General features: G+C 35.3%; 19 protein-coding genes. 8 read left to right on the plus strand and 11 right to left on the minus strand.

Annotated features, from left to right (window positions below):
* Positions 1–138: 138 nt before the first annotated feature.
* Complete coding sequence (locus JOD96_RS18175) at positions 139–2,346, plus strand: B12-binding domain-containing radical SAM protein (protein ID WP_209565642.1); 2,208 nt, start codon at positions 139–141, stop codon at positions 2,344–2,346.
* Between the two features lie 10 nt (positions 2,347–2,356).
* Here JOD96_RS18175 and JOD96_RS18180 read toward each other — a convergent pair whose 3' ends face one another.
* From JOD96_RS18180 to JOD96_RS18195, 4 genes are all read right to left on the minus strand, one after another.
* Positions 2,357–2,881 carry a hypothetical protein gene (locus tag JOD96_RS18180; protein ID WP_209565643.1) on the minus strand — a complete coding sequence of 175 codons (525 nt, stop codon included), beginning with the start codon at positions 2,879–2,881 and terminating at the stop codon, positions 2,357–2,359.
* A gap of 107 nt (positions 2,882–2,988) precedes the next feature.
* Positions 2,989–3,753, minus strand: coding sequence for an MBL fold metallo-hydrolase (locus tag JOD96_RS18185; protein ID WP_209565644.1), 765 nt, complete (start codon positions 3,751–3,753; stop codon positions 2,989–2,991).
* 55 nt (positions 3,754–3,808) lie between these two features.
* Positions 3,809–4,492 (minus strand): response regulator transcription factor, encoded by a 684-nt coding sequence (locus JOD96_RS18190; RefSeq protein WP_209565645.1) that lies wholly within the window; start codon positions 4,490–4,492, stop codon positions 3,809–3,811.
* Positions 4,489–5,751 (minus strand): sensor histidine kinase, encoded by a 1,263-nt coding sequence (locus JOD96_RS18195; protein ID WP_209565646.1) that lies wholly within the window; start codon positions 5,749–5,751, stop codon positions 4,489–4,491. Before JOD96_RS18195 ends, JOD96_RS18190 begins: the two co-directional genes overlap by 4 nt.
* A 164-nt stretch (positions 5,752–5,915) precedes the next feature.
* Between JOD96_RS18195 and JOD96_RS18200 the strand changes: the two genes are divergently transcribed.
* Positions 5,916–6,329 (plus strand): DUF1573 domain-containing protein, encoded by a 414-nt coding sequence (locus JOD96_RS18200; RefSeq protein ID WP_209565647.1) that lies wholly within the window; start codon positions 5,916–5,918, stop codon positions 6,327–6,329.
* Positions 6,330–6,407: 78 nt separating this feature from the next.
* Here the strand turns inward: JOD96_RS18200 and JOD96_RS18205 are convergent, their stop codons facing one another.
* On the minus strand, positions 6,408–6,911 hold the full coding sequence (locus JOD96_RS18205) for a C40 family peptidase (protein ID WP_209565648.1): 504 nt from the start codon (positions 6,909–6,911) through the stop codon (positions 6,408–6,410).
* A 216-nt stretch (positions 6,912–7,127) separates the two neighbouring features.
* Between JOD96_RS18205 and JOD96_RS18210 the strand changes: the two genes are divergently transcribed.
* The 4 genes from JOD96_RS18210 (at position 7,128) to JOD96_RS18225 (ending at position 13,396) form a co-directional block, all read left to right on the plus strand.
* A complete protein-coding gene (locus JOD96_RS18210; RefSeq protein WP_209565649.1) occupies positions 7,128–8,219 on the plus strand; it encodes an SGNH/GDSL hydrolase family protein in 1,092 nt (363 codons plus the stop codon).
* Entirely contained in the window at positions 8,209–9,588 is a 1,380-nt protein-coding gene (locus JOD96_RS18215; protein ID WP_209565650.1) for a sialate O-acetylesterase, read from the plus strand. The genes JOD96_RS18210 and JOD96_RS18215 overlap by 11 nt, the downstream gene beginning before the upstream one ends.
* Before the next feature lie 193 nt (positions 9,589–9,781).
* Positions 9,782–12,079 (plus strand): beta-glucosidase BglX, encoded by a 2,298-nt coding sequence (gene bglX, locus JOD96_RS18220; RefSeq protein WP_209565651.1) that lies wholly within the window; start codon positions 9,782–9,784, stop codon positions 12,077–12,079.
* Positions 12,080–12,439: 360 nt separating this feature from the next.
* A complete protein-coding gene (locus JOD96_RS18225; protein WP_209565652.1) occupies positions 12,440–13,396 on the plus strand; it encodes an aldo/keto reductase in 957 nt (318 codons plus the stop codon).
* Positions 13,397–13,591: 195 nt separating this feature from the next.
* Here JOD96_RS18225 and JOD96_RS18230 read toward each other — a convergent pair whose 3' ends face one another.
* The 6 genes from JOD96_RS18230 to JOD96_RS18255 form a co-directional block, all read right to left on the minus strand.
* Positions 13,592–15,574, minus strand: a complete 1,983-nt coding sequence (locus tag JOD96_RS18230) for a glycoside hydrolase family 97 protein (protein WP_209565653.1) — start codon at positions 15,572–15,574, stop codon at positions 13,592–13,594.
* Positions 15,575–16,861, minus strand: coding sequence for a glycoside hydrolase 5 family protein (locus JOD96_RS18235; RefSeq protein ID WP_209565654.1), 1,287 nt, complete (start codon positions 16,859–16,861; stop codon positions 15,575–15,577). It lies immediately after the preceding gene.
* Positions 16,862–17,040: 179 nt separating this feature from the next.
* Complete coding sequence (locus JOD96_RS18240) at positions 17,041–18,228, minus strand: AGE family epimerase/isomerase (RefSeq protein ID WP_209565655.1); 1,188 nt, start codon at positions 18,226–18,228, stop codon at positions 17,041–17,043.
* Positions 18,229–18,234: 6 nt separating this feature from the next.
* Positions 18,235–19,425, minus strand: coding sequence for a glycosidase (locus tag JOD96_RS18245; protein WP_209565656.1), 1,191 nt, complete (start codon positions 19,423–19,425; stop codon positions 18,235–18,237).
* Between the two features lie 26 nt (positions 19,426–19,451).
* On the minus strand, positions 19,452–20,843 hold the full coding sequence (locus JOD96_RS18250) for an MFS transporter (RefSeq protein WP_209565657.1): 1,392 nt from the start codon (positions 20,841–20,843) through the stop codon (positions 19,452–19,454).
* A 25-nt stretch (positions 20,844–20,868) separates the two neighbouring features.
* On the minus strand, positions 20,869–22,017 hold the full coding sequence (locus JOD96_RS18255) for a glycoside hydrolase family 26 protein (RefSeq protein ID WP_209565658.1): 1,149 nt from the start codon (positions 22,015–22,017) through the stop codon (positions 20,869–20,871).
* 303 nt (positions 22,018–22,320) lie between these two features.
* Between JOD96_RS18255 and JOD96_RS18260 the strand changes: the two genes are divergently transcribed.
* Positions 22,321–23,199, plus strand: coding sequence for an AraC family transcriptional regulator (locus JOD96_RS18260; RefSeq protein ID WP_209565659.1), 879 nt, complete (start codon positions 22,321–22,323; stop codon positions 23,197–23,199).
* A gap of 310 nt (positions 23,200–23,509) precedes the next feature.
* The gene (locus tag JOD96_RS18265; protein ID WP_209565660.1) at positions 23,510–26,677 is read left to right on the plus strand and encodes a SusC/RagA family TonB-linked outer membrane protein; all 3,168 of its coding nucleotides are present in this window, start codon (positions 23,510–23,512) and stop codon (positions 26,675–26,677) included.
* Positions 26,678–26,680 lie beyond the last annotated feature (3 nt).

The following is a 26,680-nucleotide window of genomic DNA, read 5'->3' on the forward strand; positions in this document are numbered from 1 at the left end:
AATAAAAAAATGTTTTATAAGTTTTATATTAGTAATAAAAAAATAAAATATTTTGTGATGTTAATCAAATGATTAGGATTAATTTCTTTTGTCAAATAATTCTAAATAACCCGTACTTTTGCAAAAAAATATATTTTCTTGAAAACAAAACTTTTTGTAATCACGCCTCCATTTACCCAACTGAATACTCCGTATCCGGCAACAGCTTATATTAAGGGTTTTCTGAACACGAAGAATGTCGAATCAGTTCAGGCAGATTTGGGTATTGATGTGATTTTGGAGTTGTTTTCTAAGAAAGGTTTGAATGATTTGTTTCAAGTTTCAAGTTTCAAGTTCCAAGTTGTTAGCAACGAAATTTCAGATAATTCGAAACGTATTTTTGCTTTACAGGATGAATATATTAAAACGATTGATGCTGTAATCCAGTTTTTGCAGGGAAAAAATCCGACCTTGGCTTTACAAATTTGCCAAGAGGATTTTCTTCCTGAAGCTTCCCGTTTTGCACAATTAGAAGAACTCGACTGGGCTTTTGGAACAATGGGAACTCAGGACAAAGCAAAACATTTGGCCACGTTATATCTTGAAGATATATCTGATTATATTGTAGAATGTGTTGACGAAAATTTTGGCTTTAGCCGATATGCAGAACGTTTAGGCCGAAGTGCCAATTCTTTTGACGAATTATATCAAGCCTTACAACAAGATTTAACCTATATAGATTCGATTTTAATCTCATTATTGCAGAAAAAAATACAAGAAGTACAGCCAACATTGTTTTTAATTTCCGTACCCTTTCCGGGAAATTTATACAGCGCTTTCAGATGTGCGCAATGGGTAAAGCAAAATCATCCCGGAATTAAAATTTCGATGGGAGGAGGTTTTCCAAATACCGAATTGCGTTCACTTTCAGACAAACGTGTTTTTGAATTTTTCGATTTTATTACTCTGGATGATGGAGAAGTTCCTATTGAAGAATTAATAAACGCTGTCACTTCTAGCGAAGCCGAGAAGCAGTATAAAAGAACATTTTTATTAGAAAATGGAGAAGTGGTCTACAAAAACAATTCCTTAAAACACGATTACAAACAAGCCTATGTAGGGACACCAGACTACTCAGATTTGCCTTTGGATAAATATATTTCGGTAATCGAAATTGTCAATCCGATGCACAGAATGTGGAGCGATGGCCGTTGGAATAAACTTACGATGGCACATGGCTGTTATTGGGGAAAATGTACTTTTTGCGATATTTCATTAGATTACATAAAAGTATATGAGCCTGTGGCGGCTAATTTGCTTTGTGACCGAATGGAGGATTTAATACAGCAAACAGGCCAAAATGGTTTTCATTTTGTCGATGAAGCCGCACCGCCGGCTCTGATGCGTGCTTTGGCGCTCGAAATTTTACGCAGAAAACTGGCTGTAACCTGGTGGACAAATATTCGTTTTGAAAAAAGCTTTTCTGCAGATTTATGTTTGTTATTAAAAGCTTCTGGTTGTATTGCTGTTTCCGGTGGTCTGGAAGTTGCCTCAGACCGATTATTAAAATTAATCGACAAAGGCGTAACAGTAGAACAGGTGGCAAAAGTAACCCGAAACTTTACCGAAGCAGGAATAATGGTTCATGCCTATTTAATGTACGGATATCCAACACAAACAGTTCAGGAAACCGTAGACAGTCTCGAAATGGTACGTCAATTATTTGAAGCAGGAGTTCTGCAGTCAGGATTCTGGCATCAGTTTGCAATGACAGCACACAGTCCGGTTGGATTATATCCCGAAAAGTTTGGTGTTACAAAAGCAACCGAAACAATTGGAACTTTCGCAAATAATGATATCGAATATACTGATTCTACAGGAATCAATCATGATAAATTTAGTTTTGGGTTAAAGAAATCCCTTTTCAATTTCATGCACGGAATTTGTTTTGATTACGAACTGCAGGAATGGTTTGATTTTAAAATACCAAAAACAAAAATAGACCCCGATTTTATTTTTAATGCCCTTCAAGAAGAAAATGACTTTAACACAAAACCAAATGCAAAAGTGGTTTGGTTAGGAGGAAAACCTTTTGCTGAATCTTTTTCAAAATCTAAAAAAGGGCACACATGGGAAATGATGTCATTAACTTTTCATGATAAAAAAGAAAGTTTTACAATCCAAACCAATAAAAATGAAGGGGAATGGCTGGTAGAAATGCTTAAAAAAATAACAGTTGCAAATAGCAAACACTATACTTTTCAGGAAATAAAAACTGATTTTGAAACTCAGTTTGATGATTTTGAATTGTTTTGGTATTCAAAACCAGTTAATACACTTCGTGAATTTGGTTTGCTGGTTCTTTAATAAATTTCTATTAGTTTTTGATTATCCAATAATGAAAATCTCTCTCTAAATCATAAGCCATTTTGCTTACACTTCTTTTTATGAAAAAATAAGGAAGTCCAAACATAAAAGCCATATGAATCAATAAGAAAGGTAAAACAAAAAAAGGAATATTGTCATTAGCAAAGAAGAAACCTGCAAAGAAAATAAGGTAAAAAATAGATATAAACCCAAAGAATATAATCATTCTTTTTCTAAAACCATTAATTTCGACCTTTATATCCAATTGTTCATTTTCTTCAGTGAATATTCCTGTTGCTTTAGCAAACGGATAATTAGTGTCAAAAAACTTTTTTCTTTTTTGTAATTCGAAATTGTTATTGTAAATATTTCCTTTATAATGATTTGAACTTGACTGAAAAACCTCAAAAGGGTCGAAACTCAGATTAGACCGATCAACATTCTCACTGAATTTTTTGATGAAATCTATTTTGGAAACGTTTAACTTAAAGCTTAAATCCTGAATTAAATTTATTTGACGTAAAAAATTGGTCATTTTTGTTTTGGGTTTAGTCGCCAAATATAATATTTATAAAGAAATGGAATTAATTATAAAACAAAAATATCTAAGTTTTTATAAATAGAGTAAAAAGTACTTATAAACTAATACTCCACACATTCCCCATCATTGGGAACAACAGTTTTTCGTAAAAGATTATTTATAATCAAAGCCTGTTTTAATTCTTCTCTCGTTGTCGGGCAATGGTTTAAAGCTTCCAGATGATTAGCAAAAACTTTTCCGGGCGCCAGTTTTGTAAATTTTAAGATATCATCCATCCGCATTAATAATGGCTGACCAAAATCTAATCTTGCAGTACCGCAGGCAACAGTCGCAATATCAGGTTTAAGTTCTGTAAGGACTTTTTCTACATCATTTGTAAAAATGGTATCAGAACTAATGTAAACAGATTTTTCAGCCTCAAGTTCGATAAAAAATCCCATTACATTTCCCATTAATCTGGCTACAAAGCCATAACCGTGAAGTGCCGGAATTCCTGTGATTTTGCCATCCAGAAAATCCTGTGGCTGCCAGTAATCCAGAGATTGTGCCACTGTTAAGCCTCTTTGTGTCAGCTTTTTTTCATCTTTAACATTACAGATTACCGGAATTGATTTTCTTTTTAGAAATACTTCACCTGCCTTATCAATATGATCGGGATGCAAATGGGTTATTAAACAATGAGTCACTTTACTCAGAATTTCTCTGCTGTTTTTAGGTAGTGCAGTCAGCGGGTTTCTTTTCGGTTTATAGCGAAAAATAGTAAAAGGAGGAATGGTTTTCCTTTTCCCCAGCATAGGATCAATTAAGATGACATGCTTTTCGGTTTCAATAACCAGAGTAGCATTACGCAAATGATGCAGTTTCATATCTTAAAATTTAATATTAAAAATACGAATTTTTTAAAATAATATTTAACTGTAATTACATTATAAAACGAAAACCAATTCCGTGTAGATTCTCAATCGCAATACCTTTTTCGTTTGCCAGAATTTTTCGCAATCGCGAAATAAAAACATCCAGGCTTCGGCCCATAAAATAATCATCATCACCCCAGAGAGAATTAAGGATTTGCTGTCTTTTTAAAACCAGGTTTTTATTATCAAGAAATAATTTCAGAAGTTCGGCTTCACGCTGAGTAAGTCCAACCTTTTCATTTTCATTAAAAAGAATAAAATTTTTTGTATCAAACTGGTATTTACCAATTTCGTATACCGACTTTTTGTCTAAGCCGTTTTTTTGTGAACGTTTCAGGAAAATTTCAATTTTCAGCAATAATTCTTCAATACTGAAAGGTTTTACCAGATAATCGTCTGCGCCCAGGCGCAAACCTTTTATACGATCTTCTTTTAATGTTTTAGCCGAAAGAAAAATAATCGGCACATCAATATCTATTTTCCTGATCTCTTCAGCCAGCTCAAAACCATCCATTTTGGGCATCATAATATCCAAAATGCAAATATCAAACTCTTCATTTTTAAAAACTTCCAAACTCTTTTTTCCGTTAGAGCAATGTGTAACATCATAGTTATTCTGTTCCAGATTATCTTTGGTCAGGAATGCTAATGTTTCATCGTCTTCGGCGTATAGAATTTTAAAATTTTTCATTTTTTGTATGGAATTGTCAGTGTTATTGTAATGCCTTTTTCGATATTATTTGTGGCGTTTATTTTCCAACAATGTAAGTTACAAATTTCTTTTACATAAAACAAACCAAGACCAAAACCATTTACTTCGTTACTCTTCTCATTTTGAATACGATAAAACTTATCAAAAATTGAAGAGATTTTTTTTGGCGGAATTCCTATTCCGTTATCGGCAAATTCCAGTTTCAGGGATTGATTTTCCTTTAAAATCCGGATCAGAATTTCCGGTTTCTCATTGCAATACTTAACAGCATTATCCAACAAATTATAAACTAGATTGGTAAAATGAAAAACATCTGCATCAATCACATAATCCTCAGAGTTAGTTTCGATTTTGATAACAGCCTCCGGATATTTTAATAGGATATTTGTAATCGTCTCTTTGATAACCGGAACAATCAAAACAGGTTCCGTTTTTAACTCTAAAGGGACGTAATCTGATTTGGCAATGCTTAAAATTTTCTCAATATGACTGTTAAGTTTATTACTCTGATTGATAATAATATCGGTATAAGTGTGGAGTTTTTTATCTTCTTTAATCGGATTTTGTTCAATTAAATATTTTGAAGCAATCAGAATAGACGATAAAGGCGTTTTAAATTCATGTGTCATATTATTAATAAAGTCACGCTGCAGCTCAGAATATTTTTTTTGCTGCAAAAGCTTAAAAATCGAATACACATAAATCAATAAAATAAGAATCAGTACAGTAGAAAGAATAAACCAAAAACGCATCGAACTAAACAAATAAGTTGTTTCGTTTGGAAAACGAACAGCAAAATAATAAACTAAGTTTTTGTGTTTAGGAAAATATACCGTTTTGTTCTCCCTCCCTTTTTTAGATAACGAAATATAATCTCCATATATCATTTCATCACTCTGGCAATTATACATAGCGTATTCAAAGTCAGTTGTGATATTCATTTTTTTGAATTCTGTCTGGAGGTAAAATTCCAAAATTTCGGGCTCAAAATCATTGTCAACATTTACAATATAATAATCGTTGGCAATTTTCTGAACAGGATTTTGCGCCGGCAATTCATGATTTGTTCCTTCGTATAATTTTTTGGCCACCTCCAATAAAGCTATGTGAGCTTTTTGGCTCAGTTTTTTTTGCTCCAGGTTAAAAGCCTCTTTTGTCCAGAGCAATTGAGCTACCAATATGCTGATAATGGCAACCAATCCGAGCAGGATGATACTATTGAGTTTATTTATTTTCAAGAAAAGACAGGATTTAAAAGTGTAATATTAATCAAAAAATAAATTAAAAACACCCCTTAACAAGTCGTTAACAAAGATTTGAAACCGCTTAACAGCCAGTTGATTTCATCTGTAATACTTTTGTAATGTAAAATTTAACCAGTAACCATTTAAATAAAAAAACTATGAAAATTATTAAAATTTCGATGTTAGCTTTAGTCCTAGGATTAATGTCTTTCTCAGCAATTGCTCCGGTACAGTCTTTAGCTTCTACTGCAAAAACAGAAACCGCAGCTTCAACAATAGTTTGGAAAGCAGAAACTATAGACGTTGGCGAAATTCCACAAGGAACTCCAAAAGCAATCGTTTACGAATTTAAAAATACAGGAAAAACAGCTGTTGTGATTACAAATGTTGTGGGATCTTGCGGTTGTACAGCTACAGACTATACAAAAGAACCAGTTTTGCCTGGTAAATCAGCAAAAGTAACAGCAACTTACAATGCTGCAAATAAAGGTGCTTTTACAAAAACAGTAACTGTAACAACAAATGCAGAAACTGCGCCAAAAACACTTACGCTAAAAGGAACAGTGATCTAAAATAAAAGGTTGATTATAAAGGGAAGAACTCCGGACATATAATGTGTCCGGAGTTTTTTGTATTAAAGGTGTAAATTATTATTTAGATAAAACATCAATACATTTATAAAAACGTTTGGTGTAATGTTCTGTAGCAAGCGAAGTAATGGTTACACTATTTACTTTTCCAGAAGAAGCGTGTATAAATTTAGACTGCATCCCGTTGGCTTCGCAAATAATACCGAGATGGCCTATAATGGTTTGATCTTTATAACCATAAAAAACTAAAATATCTCCAACTTTAAAATCTTCCGGATTTAGTTTCGTACCAATATTTTTATAACCTCCTGAACTTCTCGGCAAATCAACATTAAAATGTTTAAAAACATAACTGACAAAACCTGAGCAGTCAAACCCTTTTTGAGGATCATTTCCTGCATATAAATATGGCGTTCCCATATATTGCTGGGCATATTCTACAATAGCCTCCCGGTCTGTTTTAGCTGCTGCATTCTGAATTTTAGGGACACTTTTGTCTTCATTTTTGCAAGTAAAAGAAGTGCATAAAATAAAGCCGGCCAATATATAAAGAGGTAATTTCATTTTTTTGTTGCTGTAAGATTTAATTGATAAAGATAGGTTCTTGCTTTTGAAAATCAAAGGAATGATTTGTGAAAGCTGCTAAAGGTAACGTTAATAAACATAGAATTTATATAATGATTTTGGTGTTTTTTTATTGCTTTTTGATGTTTTAGTATCTTTTTCAATATGCTAATTCGAATATATTTGTGAATCGTATTTATATTTAACAAATAAATTATGTTTCTCAAAAAAATAACTGTTTTAATTTTGTTTTTGCTGATTTCGAGTACTTCAATAGCCCAGAATCAAAATACTTTCTTGTACGCCGGCAGAGTAGAAAAACTTCAAAATAATGAAGTTGTCTTAATAGGAACAGCCTCTTCGGTTTCGTTTAATTTTACGGGAAGTAAATGTGAAATTTCATTACAAAGTGTTGATACCTGGGAACATCACAATTATGTTTCTTTGGTTTTGGATGGAAAGTATATAGGGAAATTAAGAATAGAAAAAGGGACAGTACAATCTTTTCCAATAAAAATTACTTCGAATAAAAAAGTGCATAATCTAACGATTTACAAAACTACAGAAGCACAAAGCGGCGGAATTCTATTTGCAGCAACGACAGCAAAACTGACTTCGATTTCGGCCAAAAAGAAAAAGAAAATCGAATTTATAGGCGATTCAATTACATGCGGAGCCGCCAGCGACCCGTCGGATGTACCTTGTGATAAAGGTGAATATTTTGATCATCATAATGGTTATTATGCTTACGGGCCAATACTTTCCAGAGAAATAGGTGTCGATTATTTAATGAGTTCTGTTTCCGGAATTGGAATGTACAGAAACTGGAATGACGAAAATAAAGACGAAGCCATAATGCCAGATGTGTATCAGAATTTATATTTAACGAAAGATACATCTAAACCCAAATACGATTTTGCTTTTCAGCCTGAAATTATTAGTATTGCTCTGGGAACCAATGATTTTTCTGCCGGTGATGGAAAAAAAGAGCGTTTGCCCTTTAATGCAGAAAAATATGTTTCAAATTACATCAGCTTTATAAAAATGCTGTACGAACATAATCCGAATGCACAGATCGTGATTACTAATAGTCCAATGGTTGGAGGTGAAAGAGCAATGGTTTTTGAAGATTGTCTGAATAAAGTAAAGCACGCTTTCGCGGAAGACAAAAAGCACAAAACCATTCAGATTTTCAAATTCAAACCGATGACTCCTAAAGGCTGCTCTGGTCATCCTGATATTGCAGATCATAAAATTTTGGCAGCTGAATACGGTCCATTTTTAAAAAAGCTTCTAAATGAAAAATAATATATTTAAGTTTGTTTTCTTTCTGTTGATTTCCGGTACTATGATGGCAAACGTTACACTTCCGAATATTTTTGGTGACAATATGGTTTTACAGCGCAATGCCGAAGTGAAAATTTGGGGTTGGGCCAGTCCAAAAGAAGAAATCAAATTAACTGCGAGCTGGAACAATCAGGAATATAAAGTGACTGCAAACAACCAGGCGCAATGGGAACTCAAAATTAAAACTCCAGAAGCCGGCGGGCCTTACACCATTTCGATAAAAGGATACAACGAAGTCATACTAAAAAATATTTTGATTGGAGAAGTTTGGGTTTGCGCCGGACAATCGAACATGGAAATGTCTGCAAGCTGGGGAATCGACAATGGCGAGGAAGAAATGAAAAACGCCACGAATCCGAATATTCGTTTTTTTACCGTTCCGAAATTAACAGCCACAACACCACAAAATAATCTTTTAGGAAACTGGGTCGAATCGACTCCGGAGACGATGAAAAACTTCAGCGCCATTGGCTATTTCTTTGCCAAGCGGTTGAGAGAAGATTTAAAAAACGTACCAATCGGACTAATTTCATCCAATTGGGGCGGAACTCCTGCCGAAATCTGGATGCCCGAAGAAGTCGTGCAAAATGATCCCATTTTATTAGAAAATGCCAAAAAACTCAACGAGCAGGAATACGGACCACGTCAACCCGGACGTGCCTATAACGCCATGATTTATCCCATTACAGGTTTTAAAATTGCCGGAACGCTTTGGTATCAGGGCGAATCGAATGTGGGTTCTTTGGTTTACGACAAAACATTGTCGGCTTTAATCTCTTCGTGGAGAAAAGTCTGGCAGGACGAATTTCCTTTTTATTTCGTCCAGATCGCACCTTATAAAACCGGAAGCAACAACTTCTCAAATGTTACGGTTAGAAATTCTCAAAGAAAAATCCTCAAAGAAGTTCCGAAAACCGGAATGGTTTTGACTTCTGATATTTCAGACACGATTGATATTCATCCAAAGAATAAAAAAGATGTTGGAATTCGTTTGGCCAATTTGGCTTTGGCCGAAACTTATAAAGTTAACTCTAATTTGGTAAACGGACCACTTTTTAAAGATTTTAAAATTGACAAAAACAAAGTCACAGTTTCTTTTGATTATGCTGACGGATTGTATTTTAAAAATAAAACATCCAATCAGTTTGAATTGGCTGGAGCAGATGGGAATTTTTATCCCGCCGAAGCTTCCATAAAAAATAATCAGGTGATTTTGGTGAGTAAAAAAGTTCCAACTCCGGTGAAAGTGAGATTCTCTTGGGGAAATACAATTCAGCCGGATTTGTTTAATAAAGCAAATTTGCCGGCTTCTTGTTTTGTTACGGAGTAGCTTTTTTTGTCATCCTGAGGAACGAAGGATCACACACGTAACTCTACAAAGATTGGCGATTTCTTTGTGGAATTACTGTGCGGAGTTTCTTGTGTGGTCCTTCGTTCCTCAGGATGACAATATTGCGATAATCTCGAAAACCTTAGCATCTTAGTATCTCAGTCCCGAAGCTTCGGGATAGCACCTTAAAAATATGAAAAATAAAAAAATAATAACTATTGGGGTTTTTGCCCTGTTTACTGTTGGAAATATGAATGCACAAAAAAAGCCGTATCTGGATAAGAATAAGACGGTTGAACAACGTATAGATTTGCTTTTGCCTTTAATGACTTTAGAAGAAAAAGTAGGGCAAATGAACCAGTATAACGGTTTTTGGGATGTAACGGGTCCGGCTCCAAAAGGCGGAACGGCAGAACTAAAATACGAACACCTCAGAAAAGGATTGGTGGGCTCAATGCTAACGGTTCGTGGTGTGAAAGAAGTGAAAGCCGTACAAAAAATTGCGGTAGAAGAAACCCGTTTGGGAATTCCGTTGATTATTGGTTTTGATGTGATTCACGGTTATAAAACATTAAGTCCGATTCCGTTGGCAGAAGCGGCGAGCTGGGATTTAGAAGCGATTAAAAAATCGGCAGCGATTGCGGCAGACGAAGCTTCGGCATCAGGAATTAACTGGACTTTTGGTCCCAATGTCGATGTAGCAAACGATGCGCGCTGGGGACGTGTGATGGAGGGTGCTGGAGAAGACCCGTATTTGGGAAGTAAAGTGGGTTATGCTAGAGTAAAAGGTTTTCAGGGCGAAACGATTGCAGATTTGGCCAAAGTAAATACGATCGCAGCCTGTGCAAAACACTTTGCGGCATATGGTTATGTTGAAGCGGGATTGGAATATAATATTGTAGATATCAGTAATTCTAAATTATACAATTCGGTTTTACCGCCTTTTGAAGCTACTGTACACGCTGGTGTTCGTACGTTTATGAATTCTTTTAATACACTAAATGGCGTTCCGGCAACGGGAAATGTGTTTTTGCAAAGAGATATTTTGAAAGGCAAATGGAAGTTTGACGGCTTTGTGATTTCTGATTATGCTTCAATTCGTGAAATGATTGCGCACGGTTATGCAAAAGACGAAGCCGATGCGACTGCAAAAGCGGTAATTGCAGGTTCTGACATGGATATGGAATCGTATTTGTATGTGGCAAAATTAGTCGGTTTGGTGAAAGAAGGAAAGGTAAAAGAAGCTTTGGTTGATGATGCCGTTCGCAGAATTCTTCGTGTGAAATTTGAATTGGGATTATTTGATGATCCGTACCGATATTGTGATGAAAAACGTGAAAAAGAAGTTGTGGGAAGTAAAGCCAATAATGATGGCGTTCTGGACATGGCAAAAAAATCTATCGTATTATTAAAAAATGAAAAGAATTTGCTTCCGCTAAAAAAATCAGGGCAAAAAATTGCTTTGATTGGTGCTTTGGCAAATGATAAAAACAGTCCGTTGGGAAGCTGGAGAATTGCAGCAGATGATAATTCGGCGGTTTCTGTTTTAGAAGGAATGCAGCAGTATAAAGACAATCAGCTGACTTTTGAAAAAGGAGTTGAATTATTAAAACAAAAAGCAACTTTCTTAACTGAAACGGTTTTTAACACCACAGAAAAAAGCGGATTTGAAGCGGCAAAATCAGTTGCTAAAAATGCCGACGTTGTGGTAATGGTTTTAGGCGAATATGGTTTTCAAAGCGGGGAGGGCAGAAGCAGAACAGATCTCAATTTGCCAGGTTTACAGCAAGAATTGTTAGAGGAAATTTATAAAGTGAATCCGAATATCGTTTTGGTTTTAAACAACGGACGTCCGTTGAGTATTCCGTGGGCTGCAGAACACGTGCCTGCCATCTTGGAAGCATGGCAATTGGGAACGCAAACCGGAAATGCGGTAGCACAGGTCTTATACGGAGATTATAACCCAAGCGGAAAATTGCCAATGTCGTTTCCTAGAAATGTGGGTCAGGTTCCGATTTATTACAACAAATATAGTACGGGAAGACCAGTTGACAGTGATAAAAATGTGTTTTGGTCACATTATATGGATGTGGAAAAAACGCCTCAGTTTCCGTTTGGTTTTGGTTTGAGTTACACCAAATTCGATTATAAAAACCTGAAATTGAATAAAACGTCTTTTTCAAAAGGAGAAAATGTTCAAATTACCGTTGAGGTTACCAACTCAGGAAATTATGACGGAAAAGAAGTGGTTCAATTGTATATTCATGATGAATTTGCAAGCATTGTTCGACCAATCAAAGAATTAAAAGGTTTTGAATTGGTAAACCTGAAAAAAGGAGAAACTAAAACCGTAACTTTTACTTTGACGGATAAAGAATTGGGTTTTTATGATAATGAAGGGAATTATTTAGTTGAACCGGGAACTTTTAAAATTATGGTTGGAGGAAGTTCTGATAAAGGTTTGGAGAGTGGTTTTGAGATAAAAGAATAAAAGGTTTGCCACGAAGACGCTAGTGCGCGAAGTTTTTTTTCGCCACGAATTCACGAATTAATTATTTAAAAATTCCTGAATTCGTGGCGATTTCTAATTTTTATGCATAGCCCCTAGCTTTAGCTAGGGGAATAAAATTAAAATAGGAAAAGGGCTTTAGCCAAACTATAACGGTTAGGCTAAAGCCCTTTTCGTTTGTGTTTATCTCCATCCAGCTAAAGCTGGACGCTATTCAATCTTAAAACTTTAAAAAAAACTTTGTGACTTTGCGTCTTTGCGAGATTAAAAAAAGGCAGCTTTATTTATTACTTTTTTTTACCTTTAAAACCTATAAAACTTCCAACCTTTTAAACGAAAATAATGAAATATAACAGATGTGGAAAAAGCGGGTTATTATTGCCTGAAATTTCTTTGGGATTATGGCACAACTTCGGATCCGTAGATAATTTTGATAATGCCGAAAGTATTGCGGTAGAAGCTTTTGATAAAGGAATTACGCATTTTGATCTGGCCAATAATTACGGACCGGTTCCCGGATCTGCTGAGACTAATTTTGGTAAAATTCTGTGGCATAATTTCCAAGGAAATCTGCGTGATGAAATCATCATTTCGACTAAAGCCGGCTACACCATGTGGGACGGACCTTATGGCGATTGGGGTTCAAGAAAATACCTTTTATCAAGTTTAGACCAGAGTTTAAAAAGAATGAAGGTCGATTATGTAGATATTTTTTATTCGCATCGCCCTGATCCTGAAACGCCAATTGAAGAAACCATGATGGCGCTTGATTATGCCGTAAGAAGCGGAAAAGCCTTGTATGTGGGAATTAGTAATTATTCGGCAGAGGAAACTCGTGTTGCGGTTGATGTTTTAAAACAGTTGGGAACGCCATGTTTGATTCATCAGGCAAAATATTCGATGTTGGAGCGTTGGGTTGAAGGCGGTTTGCTGGATGTTCTGGAAGAAAAAGGAGTAGGCTGTATTGCATTTTCGCCTTTGGCACAAGGACTTTTGACTGATAAATATTTAAAGGGAATTCCGGAAAACTCAAGAGCGCATAATCCGAACGGACATTTGAAAGAAGATGAAGTTACTGAGGAAAGAATTCAGAAATTAATTCAGCTGAATGAAATTGCTCAAAACAGAAACCAATCTTTGGCACAAATGGCTTTGGCCTGGTTACAAAAAGACAAACGAATTACTTCTGTTTTAATTGGTGCGAGTTCGGTAAAACAATTGTGTAATAATATTGATTGTTTGCAAAATACGGAGTTTACAAATGATGAATTGAATGCAATTGAGAAGATTTTGTCCTAATTTGCATACATAATCTAAACTGGACAGAAGTCCAGCTCTACAATATAATTTGTTCCTTCGGAACTGTAAAAAGAGCCTTTGGCTCGATCCATATTGTAGGGCTGGACTTCAGTCCAGTTTTGTGAGATTTAAAAATTGTAAACCCGACAGGTTTTTAAAACCTGTCGGGTTTGTTATATAAAATGGATGTTATTTTTATTTTATAATCATCGCCAATCCGCCTCCGCTTGCTAATCGATATGTTAACTTCGTTGTAGAATCAACCGTAATAATTTCTCTTTTATAATCGTTCGCAGCTTTATCGGCGTTTAAGCCATCTGAAAAAATCTCAGCTTCGAATTTTTTACCTTTTTCAAGGAAAGAAAAATCAATTGTAATTTCTCGTGAATCCCAATTCGTAATAGCACCTAAATACCAGGTATTGGCATTTCTTCTGGCAATGGTTACAAACTTTCCAACTTCACCATTTAAGGAAAAGGTTTCATCAAAAGTGGTTGGAATTTTAGCAATAAAGTCTGTGCTTTCCTGTTCTTTCATATAAGCCGTCGGACTATCGGCCATCATTTGCAAAGGTGCTTCGAAAATCGTGTAAAGTGCCAGTTGATGACTACGTGTTCCCTGACTTACCGGATTTGAATGACTTGGCTTGAATTCGCTTTTGGTCGCATTTCGCATCGCGCCCGGCGTATAATCCATTGGTCCCGCCAGCATTCTGATAAACGGAATGGTGCAATCGTATAACGGAACATCATCATTTGGTGTCCATTTATTATTTTCTAATCCTTTTACACCCTCAAAATTGAGAATGTTGGGAAAAGTTCGCTGAATTCCCGTTGGTTTGTACATACCATGAAAATCCAAAAGCAATTTATATTTAGCAGCTTTTTGAGCAATAGCATAAACGGAGTTTACCATTTTAGCATCGTCGCGATCTATGAAATCGACCTTAAAACCTTTGATTCCCAGTTTGGCATAATTCTCAAAAATACCTTCTATATTCTCATTCAATGCCATCCAGGAGCTCCACAAAATAATGCCAACATTTCGTTCTTTTGCGTAAGCGATTAAAGCTTCCAAATCAACATTTGGGTTGTGTTTCATGATATCGGTTTCAACGCTCCAGCCTTCATCCAAAACCACATATTCGACTTTGTTTTTTGAAGCAAAATCAATGTAATATTGGTACGTTTGGGTATTGATTCCGGCTTTGAAGTCTATATTGTAAATATTCCAGTCGTTCCACCAATCCCAGGCTACTTTTCCGGGTTTGATCCACGAAATGTCTTTTATTTTGGATGGTTCCGAGAGTTTCTGAACCATGTCATTATTGGTTAATTCGGCATCGTTTTCAGAAATGACAATCGCTCTCCACGGAAAAGTTCTTGTTCCTTTGGTTTTAACCAAATAATCGGCTCTTTCTGTAATTAATTTGTTGAGGTTGTTAAATCCGCCGTTAGTTTCTTTTAACGGATATTTAGAGAAACGCGATTCAAAACCCGATTTTGCATTATTATGAGTTACAAACAATCCCGGATAATCTTCGAGATTAGCTTCCAGAAAAACCGCTTTTTTATGATTTTTATAATCAATTAAAAACGGAAGAAAAGCCAAAGTATCTTTTCCAAATTCGCTGATTTTTTTGTTTTCATAATGCGATTCAAACGACGAAATATAAGGGTCTTTAGGATTTCTTAAATCACGAACATAAGGCATTAAAGTGCTGTAATCCTGATCAAAATTCAAAACCACTTCTTCATTTTTTACCGTAATGTCTTTTTTCTTTTTAGTGATAAATCGATATGCGGCGCCATCATTAAAAACACGGTATTCAATACTAAAATCATTTTTAAAATTTAAAACCAGTTGATTGTATTTATTTTGAACTGATTTCTTTTTATAAAATGGAGTTTCAAATGAAGTATTAACACTTTCTTTTTTCGAATTTAAAACAATTTGATTTTTTCCTAAAACAATATTTTCGTCCAAAGTCATAGACATTGCAGAAGGAGCCAGAATCAAATCTTTTCCATGCGAGATGCTCCATGAAATTTTATCATTCACAGAAACTTTGACTTCAATTTTTTCATCAGGAGATTTTAAAATAAAGTCTTGTTTCTTTTGAGAGAAAGAGAAATTAGAAAAGAATAATACTAAAAAGAAAGGGAGTATATTTTTCATTTACTGTCGCAATTTCAAATTATAATCTTTTACAATAGTTAAAGTTGATTTATCTGAAGAAAAAACAGAATTCAAACCTTGTGGTTCCTGCGGAGGATCTGTTGTTAACGGATCGCCGGGATTCCATTTTCCATCTTGGGTAATGGCTTTTCCTTCGCCTCCAAATCCCCAGAAATTTGCGGCTTGCAACGGACCGTTATTTTTAACGCTTTCTGCCACTCTCCCAAAAATGTAATTGTAAAAAATATCTCTGTTTATTACAGAAGAGCCCGCAACTAAGTTTTCGTTTTCTCTTGGCAGACCAAATTCTTCAATAATAATCGGTCGTTTTAAGTTGTTGGCTACTTTTATATGGTCATCAATATATTTTCCGGCATTTTCTAATGTTGTGGGTAACGTTTTTTCGGCATTATCGGCTTTAAACCAATTCCAGTTTTTAGGCCAAATATGCATCGTCAAATAATCGATATTCGGATTCTGATGTGTACGTTCAAAAATTTCCATACTGTCATTTGAACTGTTTTTGCCTTCAGAACCGGTCGAAATTAAGTGGTTTTTGTCAAGGCTATCAATCAAATTGACGATGTTATTCAGCCAAATTGTAAATTTTTCTTCGTTTTCAACAGTAAAAAGTCTTGGTTCATTGCCCACCTGCCACGCCATAATGGTGTTGTCGTCTGTATATTTCTTTTTAGAATAGGCATTTGTTCTGCCCATAATAAACTTTACATGATCTTCTAAAGCTTTCATACAAGGTTCACAGCTATGAAATTGCTCGGTATACGACATAAATTGCGGCCAGGTATTTGGCGCAATATTCGGAACCGGAATTACACCTTTTCCATTCCACTCTAAATATTGCGATAATCCTCCGGACCATTCCCAGTTATTTGTCAAATACAAAACCGCATACATTTTGCGTTTGTTCATTTCGCTCATCAAAAAATCCAGTCCGTCCAGTAAATCTTCATCGTATTTTCCCTGTTCGTACTGCAATGCCGGACGAACTGTAAAATCGTATTTTCCGCCATCGGCACCAACCAAAACGCGCAGATTATCGATCCCGTTTTTTTGCATCAAATCCAGTTCACGGAGCAGTCTTTTTCGGTCGCCAACTTTTTTCGAAGCCAGTAAACTTCCGTACCAATAATTGGTTCCAATGTATGCATATGGTTTATCGCCTTTATAAAATTGTGTTCCTTTTACCGTAATTCTTTCCTGCGCCTGACATGCAATGGAGGAGAAAATTAATGCTAATCCGAGGGTTTTTAGAAATGTGTTTTTCATTCGTTTATTTGTTTTCCTAACAGGTTTTCAAAACCTGTTAGGTATTATTTTATTTACAACTACAACATTTAATCAGACTTCTCCCGAATTCTAGGGACAGCTCAGTCTGACAAAAATGCGAATAAAGATAGGCTTATTTTGATGCGGTTGCTTCGTTCCTCGCAAAGACAAAATCGCGCTTAAATAATTCGTTTCATCAATTCTGAACACGCACGGCTATTATGATAAGGACATTTCCAGAACCCGGCCTTGTCTTTTTCAATCAAAGAATAATCGCGGTTAACTCCCCAAAACCACTCTCCATTTTGTTGGTCAAGAATGTGTTTTTTTATAAAATCCCAGTTTTTAAAAACGATATCTAAATAATCTTCATTTTGGGTAATTTCATAAGCATTATAAAAGCCAATTAAAGCTTCCGCCTGAACCCACCAGTGTTTTTCGGCAATTAATTTATTCTTCTCAGAGTCAAATTCGTACCACAAACCGCCATCAGCGTCTAGGCCTTCTATGGTAACTTCGGCCATTTGAACGGCGTGTTTTTTGTAATTTGTGATTAAGGTCTCATCTTCAGAAATTTCGGCGCATTGTAATAAAAGCCAGGCGGCTTCGATATCATGGCCGTATGAAATAATATCTGGTTTTTCGATCCAGTTTTCATCAAAAAACAAACGAAGATGTCCGGTTTTTGTATTAATAAAATGTTTTTCTATGGTTTGCAATAATTCGATAATATCTTTTTGAAGTGCTTTGTCTTTCCAAACCTTAAACAAATTGGCATAAGCTTCAACAATATGCAAATGGGTGTTCATGGTTTTCTTTTCATTGGCATCTTTTTCACTCAAACGCAAATCTTCAATAGGCTGCCAATCTCGGGTAAAAGCTTCAAGATAACCTTTGTTTACGGGATCGTAACTGTATTTTTGTATTTTTAAATATAAATTAATAGCTATAGATAATGCTTTTTCATTTTTAGAAATGACATAATATTCAGATAATCCGTAAATAGCAAAAGCCAAAGCATAAATTTGATTTTTGGTGTCTTTGGGAGTTTTGTCAGCATTGATGCTCCAAAATAAGCCGCCAAATTCGGTATCGTAAAAATATTTAGACAAATAATCAAAAGCTCTTTGTGCTATTTTTTTATGCTCTTCATTTTTTGTGATTTGATAGCCGGATGAAAATGACCATAAAATTCGGGCATTCAGAACAGAACCTTTTTCAGCGTTTTCAATTACGTTTTCATTGTTATCAATCTGACCAATAAAACCATCATTTTGAGTATCGATCGCGTTTTTTGACCAATAACTTAAAATGTTTTCGAGTTCAGCCGATAATTCGGTTTTGAGTTGCTTTAATTGTTCTGGCACGGTAAATTATATTGCGTTATTTTTTTCGATTTGACTGATGATTGTATTTACAGAACCTGCAGAAATAAAAGTATCTTCAGGCGTGTTCATAACATAATCAATTAGTTTTTCTACAGATGAAACAGCCACATGCATTCTTGTGTCAGATGAAGCATAATAAATAAAAACTGTTCCGTCAGTGTCTTCTATCCAGCCATTTGTGAATAATACGTTTGATACATCACCAATTCTTTCAATTCCCTGAGGGCCCATAAAATGCCCGGCAGGAACATGGGTTACTTTGGTAATATCATTCAAATCGGTCATAAACATATAGAGTGTATAGCGCAAACCTGCAGCAGTATTACGAACCCCGTGTGCTAAATGCAGCCAGCCTTTTTTTGTTTTGATAGGGGCAGGGCCGGCACCGTTTTTTAATTCATATATGGTATGATATTTTTTTCCGAAGATAATTTTTTCGTCTTTTACAACAGGGTTTGTCATATCTTCAACATAACCTAAACCAATACCGCCACCGTTTCCTACATCGATAAAACCATCTTGCGGACGTGTGTACAAAGCATATTTTCCGTTTACAAATTCCGGATGCAAAACCACATTTCGCTGCTGGCCTGTATTCGAAATCAAGTCAGGCAATCTTTCCCAGTTTACTAAATCTTTTGAGCGTACAATTCCTGCATTGGCTACAGCTGAACTGGTATCGCCTTTTGGTGCTTTGGGATCTTTTCTTTCAGTACAAAAAATGCCATAAACCCATCCGTCTTCATGATTGATTAAACGCATGTCGTAAACGTTTGTATCCGGTTCCTGCGTTTGCGGAATCACACAAGGTTTATCCCAAAATTTAAAATTATCAACTCCGTTTGGGCTTTCTGCTATTGCAAAAAAAGATTTTCTGTCAATTCCTTCTACACGCACTGCAAGCAGGTATTTTCCGTTCCATTTCATGGCACCGGCATTAAAAGTGGCATTCATTCCGATTCTTTCCTGCAGAAAAGGATTTGTTCTTTCGTTAAGATCAAAACGCCAGTTCAACGGTACATGCGCTGCTGTAACCACAGGGTTTTTGTAGCGGTCAAATATTCCGTTTCCTGCATTTTCTTCAGGGGTATTTTTTAGCTCGATTAGTGCTTTATGTTCTTTTTCTAATGCTACTTTTCTATCCTGAAATGTAGTTGAAGTGGCTATTGTTGTCATAAAAATAGGTATTGTATCTGTTTGGTTTAATTGGTATTGTCCCTTTTTTCGTTTAAATCCTGTTCAATGGTTTGTAATTTTTCTTCAGATAAAGGGTAAAACAAAATAAAGACGACTGATATAATTGCTGCAATTGCAGGAAGTATGCTTAACATTAATTGAATTCCGTTTTGGGTAACTGCGGTTTGTTCTACATTGGCCTTAAAACCATAATAGGCCAAAAGCCATCCGGTGCCCGCACCGCCAATTGTCCATCCAAATTTTTGTGACATTGATGAGGCAGAGAAAACCAATCCCGTAGCTCTACGGCCTTGTTTCCATTCTGAATAATCGGCACTGTCGGCATACATCGACCAGATTAGTGGAAAAATGCATCCTGCACAAATACTGATAAGAACCTGAAAACTCATGATTAAGAAGACATCTTCTTTTCCGAAGAAATAGAAAATCAAACTCAAAATAGCGGCTAAGGCCATGGCACCAAAAAAGGTATTTTTCTTGCCTATTCTGTTGGCAATTGGGGTCGCGATAATAACGCCGATTATATTGGCAGCCTGGCCTAAAACCAAATAAACAGAAGTCGAGGCCATGTGAAAATCTGTTCCGAATATGGAAAAATCAAAATTTATACTACTGCTTAGATAATATTTAAAATAATAGACCGCTGCTCCGTCACGAATTGAATTAAAAACTAAAGCACCGATTCCGGCACCGAGCAGAATCCACCAAGGCTTATTTCTAAGCAAATCTTTTAAATCTTCTTTTAAATTATTTTTTTCGTCAACAATTGGTTTTACCCGTTCTTTAGTAAAGAAAAAACAACCCCAGAAAAAAGCGGTTGTAATAACGCCAAATACAGCAATGGTGGCCAGCCATCCAGTTTTAGAGTTTAAGTTTCCTCCAAAGTAATTTACCAGAGGTTCAATCAGCCAAAGTGCCAAAAGACTTCCTCCAAAAGCAAAAACCATTCGGTAAGAAGATAAAGTGTTTCTTTCTTTTCTGTCAGACGACATGACGCCCAAAAGTGAGGCATACGGCACATTAATTAGCGAATAAATCATCATCATGAGTGAGTACGTCACGTATGCATATATTATTTTTCCTTTTTCGTCAAAATCGGGAGTGTAAAAAGTTAACACTCCAATAAGAGCAAAGGGCACGGCAACCCATAATAAGTATGGTCTGAATTTTCCCCATTTCGATTTGGTTCTGTCGGCAATGATTCCCACAATAGGATCAAAGCAGGAATCCCAGATTCTGGTGATCAAAAACATGGTTCCAACAACGGCAGGTGCCAGTCCGAACACATCGGTATAGAAAAATAAAAGATACATACTGAAAATTTTCCAGAACATGGATGATGCGGCATCTCCAAGGCCGTATCCTATTTTTTCTTTTAAACTAATTTTATCGTGCATTCGGTTTGTTTTTTTAAGGTTTAAGTTAGTTTGGGTTATTATTAGATGTTTTTTGAATATCTTTTTCAAATAAAGTTTTGTCCAGATTATAAAAATCAACAAAATCTTTTTCGCTTACTTGCCCGGGATACGGGGCATAATAGTGCATTTTTTGTTCTTTTTCCTGCCAGCCGTGATTTCTCCATAAAAGGACATAAGAAATTTTATATTCTCCAATAGCTTTTACAAGAACTCCTGTCCACCATTTTGTATCAGGAATTGCTTCATATCCGGCTTCTGCCAGAGCAATTGGTTTATTTTGTTCCTGACCAATTTTATTAATTATTTTAAACTGATTCTGAACTTCTTCAATAAATTTTTTTCCTTCCTTGTCATCATTATTCTGATAAGAATCAAAACTCAGAATATCTGCGTAATCAGCACCTGGATAGTTGGCCAGAAAATCTTCTTCTGTTTTGAAACTACTGGTATTATAGACATATATTAAATTATGAACGCCTTTTTTTTGCAGATAATCAAAAGTGAATTTCCATAAAGTTTTGAATTCTTCGGGAGTGCAATTTCCTTTTCCCCACCAAAACCAACCGCCTGTCAATTCGTGATAAGGCCTGAAAAGAATCGGAATATTTTTTCCTTTTTTATCTTTTAATGACAAAAAGAAATAAGCCGCTTTATCCAGCCATGAAGTAAATTTTTGATGATTTTCTCCGCCAGGCAAAACTGTTTTTACTGCATTTGGAGTATTATCCCAGGCATTTTTTCCTGTTGCAGGATTATCAAAATGCCAGCTTATAGTCGAGATGCCGCCTCTTTCGTTTGACTCTTTAATATATTGTTGCATTTTGTCAAAAGGAACTCCGTCAATATTGCTAGCGTCGTCTTTTTCTAATCCTGCAATATCCCATCCATAAACGGCAGGATAATCGCCTGTTACATCTTTTATATCGCTTTTGCCATTTTCATATTTCCAATTTACACCATAAGCAAGATCATCCTGATGTCCAAAAAGATAGCCCTTTTGAGTTAGTTGATTCAGCTTTTTATAAAGAGAAATAGTTTCGGGTGTAGCTTTTTTATCTGAAAGTGACAAATTAGTATTAGTCATGTTGTTTTTAGAAGAGCAGGAAACCCCAATAAATACGGTCATTATAAGGATAAATATGGTTTTTTTCATTATAAAATATGTTTGTTTTTGTGTCATAACCTTCAGATTGACATATTATATGAGGTATTTAAACTGATCAGATTTTTAATCGTCGATTCATTATGGTTTCTTCGATAAAATTATTAAAACTTTAAAAAGATATTCTATTAAAAATGATTAATGTTTATTATTAATAGTGTTTTTAAAAAAATGATAATTCTATTTTTCAAAGATAAACGGATGTTTCTCGTGTAATTAATATTATTTTATCAATTATATATCATATTATTGCAAATAGAAAACGCGATATTATTTTAAAAATACAGATATACGATGGGTAATGCTAAAAATTTTTACAGAGAAATTGCACCGCTTTCAGCCGGAGACAGTTTTTTGGTTTTTGACAGAGTGAAAGATAGTTTTGATTTTCCGGTGCATTATCATCCTGAATTTGAGATTAATTTTATCTTAAACGGAAAAGGAGTGAAGCGTGTTGTTGGAGATAATATTGAAGAGATTGACAATGTCGAATTGGTTTTGATCGGACCAAATTTATACCACGGTTGGGAATTAAATAAATGTACAAGTAAAAAAATTCATGAAATTACAATTCAGTTTCATAATGATTTATTTCATGAATCTTTATTATCAAGACGCATTATGAATCCGATCCGGGATATGTTTAATCGTTCGATACACGGAATTTTATTTTCTAAAAAAGTAGCCGAAGAGTTAACGCCAAGATTGGTAAAGCTTTCTAAACTAGATGGTATGGACTATTTTTTGGAAATCACATCCTTGTTATATGATCTTGCAAATTCAAGAAACCAGCGACTGCTTTCTACTTATACGGTAGATTATGATACGTTTGATGATTATGATAAAATGAAACTGGTATATGAATATGTGCAAAAACACTTTGCCGAAAAGATTACTCTTGAGGATGTTGCGAATGTTGCCAGCATGTCTATAATTTCGTTTAACCGATTTATTAAAAAACGTACCGGAAAAACATTTGTTAATTATATAAATGATATCAGAATAGGGTATGCAGCCCGTTGGCTGGTAGAAAAAGATATGAGCGTTTCTGAAGTTGCTTTTAAATCCGGGTTTAATAATATTGCCAACTTCAATCGTAGTTTTAAGGCTACTAAAAATTGTACACCCAGTCAGTATAGGGAAGATTTTTCTGGATTAAAGCGAATTTTATAATGATACTTTTTTTGCACAAACAAATATTATTTTTAACGAAATCGTTTGCTTTTTTTGAGATTCGTTAATTTTAATTTATCAAACTACTTTGATTTTGTATGCCTTATTGCGAATAATTCAATTTTTTACTGTTTTTATTTTTATATATGTTTTTTTATTTGCATATAGTAAAAATATTATCATCAAATGATATAATACTATCGATTTGATGTTTCCTTCTGTTATAGATTTGTTAAATAATTTAAGAAAAAATTAGTACTCCTTTTAAACCTTGAATTATGAGAACAATTAAACTAACCAAACATTTATTATGAAAAAACTAATGACTAACTTTATTCATTGGAATGCTAACCACAAAGCAGTTCCTTTGATTTTATTTTTGTTGCTTACCAGTAATTTTATTACAGCCCAGGTGAAAGTAACAGGAGTAGTGGCCGATGAAAAGGGACTTTCTATACCGGGCGCCAACGTCATGGTTACGGGGACCAAAAAATCGGTTTCAACAGACTTTGACGGAAATTATGCTATTGATGTGCCGGCTAACGCCAGTATTTCTGTTTCATTTATCGGATATGTTACGCAGACTGTTAATGTAAAAAACGGAGGAAAAATAAATGTAATCTTAAAGCTAAGTGCCGAAGATTTGCGTGAAGTATTGGTAAACGTAGGTTACCGTAATCAGAAAAGAAAAGATGTTACCGGGGCTATTTCTTCTGTAACAGCAAAAGATTTTAAAGATTCTCAGCAAGTTACCGTAGAGCAATTACTGCAGGGTAGAGCTGCCGGAGTTGTAGTGACAAATAACTCAGGAAAACCCGGAGGAAGCGTTTCTGTAAAAATTCGTGGTAGTGCGTCGTTAGGTGGTAGTAATGAACCGTTATATATTGTAGATGGAATTCCTATATCCGGAGATGCTACAAGTCAGGCTACAGGAGGAACGATTGTGAGTGGATATATTGGGACGAATACAGGAAGTGTTACCAACAGCCCACTGGCTTTTTTAAACCCAAATGATATTGAAACCATGGACATCTTAAAAGATGCGGCTTCTGCTGCGGTTTATGGTTCAAGGGCTTCAAATGGTGTTGTTATTATTACGACTAAAAAAGGAAAAAAAGGCACCGGAAAAATAACATATGATACCGCATTTTCTACGCAAGATGTTACCAGATTGCTTAAAACAATGAATTTAAGCCAGTACGCCACACAGCAAAATGCATTGGCTCAATATTATGGCGTAGCACCAAGAGATGAGTTTGCTGTACCTTCTGTTTTAGGAACTGGCACAAACTGGCAGGACGAAATATACAGAACAGCCTTGATGACCAGTCATCAATTGTCTTTTTCAGGAGGAAAAGACAATACCAATTATTATATTTCAGGAGGTTATTTAAATCAGGATGGGGTAGTAATTGGATCTGATTTTAAAAGATATACTTTTAAAGTCAATCTGGATACCAAAATCAAAGACTGGTTAACCGTTGGAGTAACGCTTAATGCAGGTATTACAAATCAAAATATTACAATTGAAGGATATAGCGACGGTATTATTGGTACTACCATTTTATCGACGCCGGATGTTGCAGTAAAAAATTTAGACGGAAGTTATGCAGGACCTCCCAGAGATGGTTCTCAGGGTGCCTGGATTAATCCGGTGGCGAGTACTTTAATGAATACCAATAAACTGGTACAAAAGAATTTTCAGGGTAATTTTTATGCTTCTGTAAAATTAGCAAAAGGTTTAGATTACCGTTTTGATTTTGGAGGTTCAACAAACATTCAAAATTTTGAAGGATTTCAGCCAACCTATACTTGGGGTGCTGCTGTAAACAAAGTAAATCATCTTCAGGAAAGAGCAAACACCTGGTACGGATTGAATCTTAAAAATATGTTGACCTATACTTTTTCTGCAGGAAAACATAACTTTAACCTTATGGGACTTCAGGAAGCAAATGATTCTCATTGGTATGGAAACAGCCAGTCTGTAAGTGGTTTATTAAGTAATGATGTGCACTCGATTAATCTTGGCGATCCAAAAACGTTAGTAGCCAGCGAATATAAGGGCGAAAATGCTTTGTACTCTTTTTTGGGATCTTTAAACTATAATTTCGATAATAAGTATTTTGTTCAGGCTACGGTAAGAGCAGATGGTAGTTCGAATTTTGCTGAAGACAAAAGATGGGGTTACTTTCCTTCGATTTCAGGTTCATGGAAACTCTCGAATGAAAAATTCATGGAAGGTACAAGAGATTACGTAGACAACATAAAGTTTAGAGTTGGATATGGTGAAACCGGAAATCAGAATATTAGCGGTGGATTATACAGTTCTAATATTCAAACTATTAAATCGGCTTTAGGGAATTTCTTCACAGCAGGAAATATTGCAAATCCCGATTTAACGTGGCAAACGGCTGAAGATACCAACTTAGGTATTGATTTTACTTTGTTCAAATCAAAATTATCTGCAACGGTAGACGTGTATAGAAAACAATCGTCAGGATTTTTATTTGTATTGCCTTTGCCAACGTATGTTACCGGTTTAGAGCAATATCAGGGAGGTTTGGCTGCTCCAACCGTAAACTTAGGAAGTATGAGAAATCAGGGTATCGAGGCAACACTTAGATATTCTAACAGTTTCAGTAAAAACTTTTCCTGGGATGCGACTCTTATGTTTTCTAAAAATCAAAACGAATTGTTGAGTCTGGTCGAAAATTTCGATTTAATCAAAGAAGTTCAGGTAAATGGTTATACTACAAAAACCGTAACAAAAAGTGAGGTTGGCCAGCCAATTGGTCAGTTTTACGGTTATGAAACGGTGGGTATCATCAGAACAAATGAACAGCTAGCCAATGCACCAATTCCTTTTACAGGAAACAAAGCTGTAAAAAGTGTTTTGGGGGATGTAGAATATGTAGATCAAAATAAAGACGGACTGATAGACGAAAAAGATTTAACCTATATAGGGAATCCTCAGGCGGACTTTATCTACAGTTTTAACAACCAGTTCAGATACAAAAATCTTGATCTTTCGGTTTTCTTAACGGGATCTCAGGGAAATAAGGTAATGAACCTGACGAGAAGGGCAGCTACAAAAAATCAGCGTCTTTATGAAAATCAATTGGCAGAAGCAGCAGATTTCTGGACACCTGAAAATCCGAATGCTAAATATCCAAGGCCAGATGGTGGAGATGGGCATCCAAACATTGCCATATCAGATCGTTATGTAGAAGATGGTTCTTATTTGAAAATTTCACAATTAACTTTCGGTTATAATTTACCATCAGATGTGCTTTCTAAAACTAAATTAAGCAAACTAAGATTTTATGCCAGTGTTCAGAACTTATACACTTTTACAAAATACACCGGTTACGATCCTGAAATTGGAGACTACAACCAAAATGCTTTGTTAAGCGGAATTGATTCAGGACGTTACCCAACAAACCGTACTATTACGTTTGGAATGAATGTTGAATTTTAATAA

The sequence above is a fragment of the Flavobacterium sp. 1355 genome, assembly GCF_017833415.1.
Lineage (GTDB): Bacteria > Bacteroidota > Bacteroidia > Flavobacteriales > Flavobacteriaceae > Flavobacterium.

Bases quoted from the DNA above. Each gene is read 5' to 3' on its own strand.
- JOD96_RS18230 (WP_209565653.1), bottom strand. From the start codon at position 15,574: ATGAAAAATATACTCCCTTTCTTTTTAGTATTATTCTTTTCTAATTTC.
- JOD96_RS18200 (WP_209565647.1), top strand. From the start codon at position 5,916: ATGAAAATTATTAAAATTTCGATGTTAGCTTTAGTCCTAGGATTAATG.
- JOD96_RS18210 (WP_209565649.1), top strand. From the start codon at position 7,128: ATGTTTCTCAAAAAAATAACTGTTTTAATTTTGTTTTTGCTGATTTCG.
- JOD96_RS18205 (WP_209565648.1), bottom strand. From the start codon at position 6,911: ATGAAATTACCTCTTTATATATTGGCCGGCTTTATTTTATGCACTTCT.
- bglX (WP_209565651.1), top strand. From the start codon at position 9,782: ATGAAAAATAAAAAAATAATAACTATTGGGGTTTTTGCCCTGTTTACT.
- JOD96_RS18185 (WP_209565644.1), bottom strand. From the start codon at position 3,753: ATGAAACTGCATCATTTGCGTAATGCTACTCTGGTTATTGAAACCGAA.
- JOD96_RS18250 (WP_209565657.1), bottom strand. From the start codon at position 20,843: ATGCACGATAAAATTAGTTTAAAAGAAAAAATAGGATACGGCCTTGGA.
- JOD96_RS18190 (WP_209565645.1), bottom strand. From the start codon at position 4,492: ATGAAAAATTTTAAAATTCTATACGCCGAAGACGATGAAACATTAGCA.
- JOD96_RS18260 (WP_209565659.1), top strand. From the start codon at position 22,321: ATGGGTAATGCTAAAAATTTTTACAGAGAAATTGCACCGCTTTCAGCC.
- JOD96_RS18180 (WP_209565643.1), bottom strand. From the start codon at position 2,881: ATGACCAATTTTTTACGTCAAATAAATTTAATTCAGGATTTAAGCTTT.
- JOD96_RS18215 (WP_209565650.1), top strand. From the start codon at position 8,209: ATGAAAAATAATATATTTAAGTTTGTTTTCTTTCTGTTGATTTCCGGT.
- JOD96_RS18265 (WP_209565660.1), top strand. From the start codon at position 23,510: ATGAAAAAACTAATGACTAACTTTATTCATTGGAATGCTAACCACAAA.
- JOD96_RS18245 (WP_209565656.1), bottom strand. From the start codon at position 19,425: ATGACAACAATAGCCACTTCAACTACATTTCAGGATAGAAAAGTAGCA.
- JOD96_RS18235 (WP_209565654.1), bottom strand. From the start codon at position 16,861: ATGAAAAACACATTTCTAAAAACCCTCGGATTAGCATTAATTTTCTCC.
- JOD96_RS18255 (WP_209565658.1), bottom strand. From the start codon at position 22,017: ATGAAAAAAACCATATTTATCCTTATAATGACCGTATTTATTGGGGTT.
- JOD96_RS18225 (WP_209565652.1), top strand. From the start codon at position 12,440: ATGAAATATAACAGATGTGGAAAAAGCGGGTTATTATTGCCTGAAATT.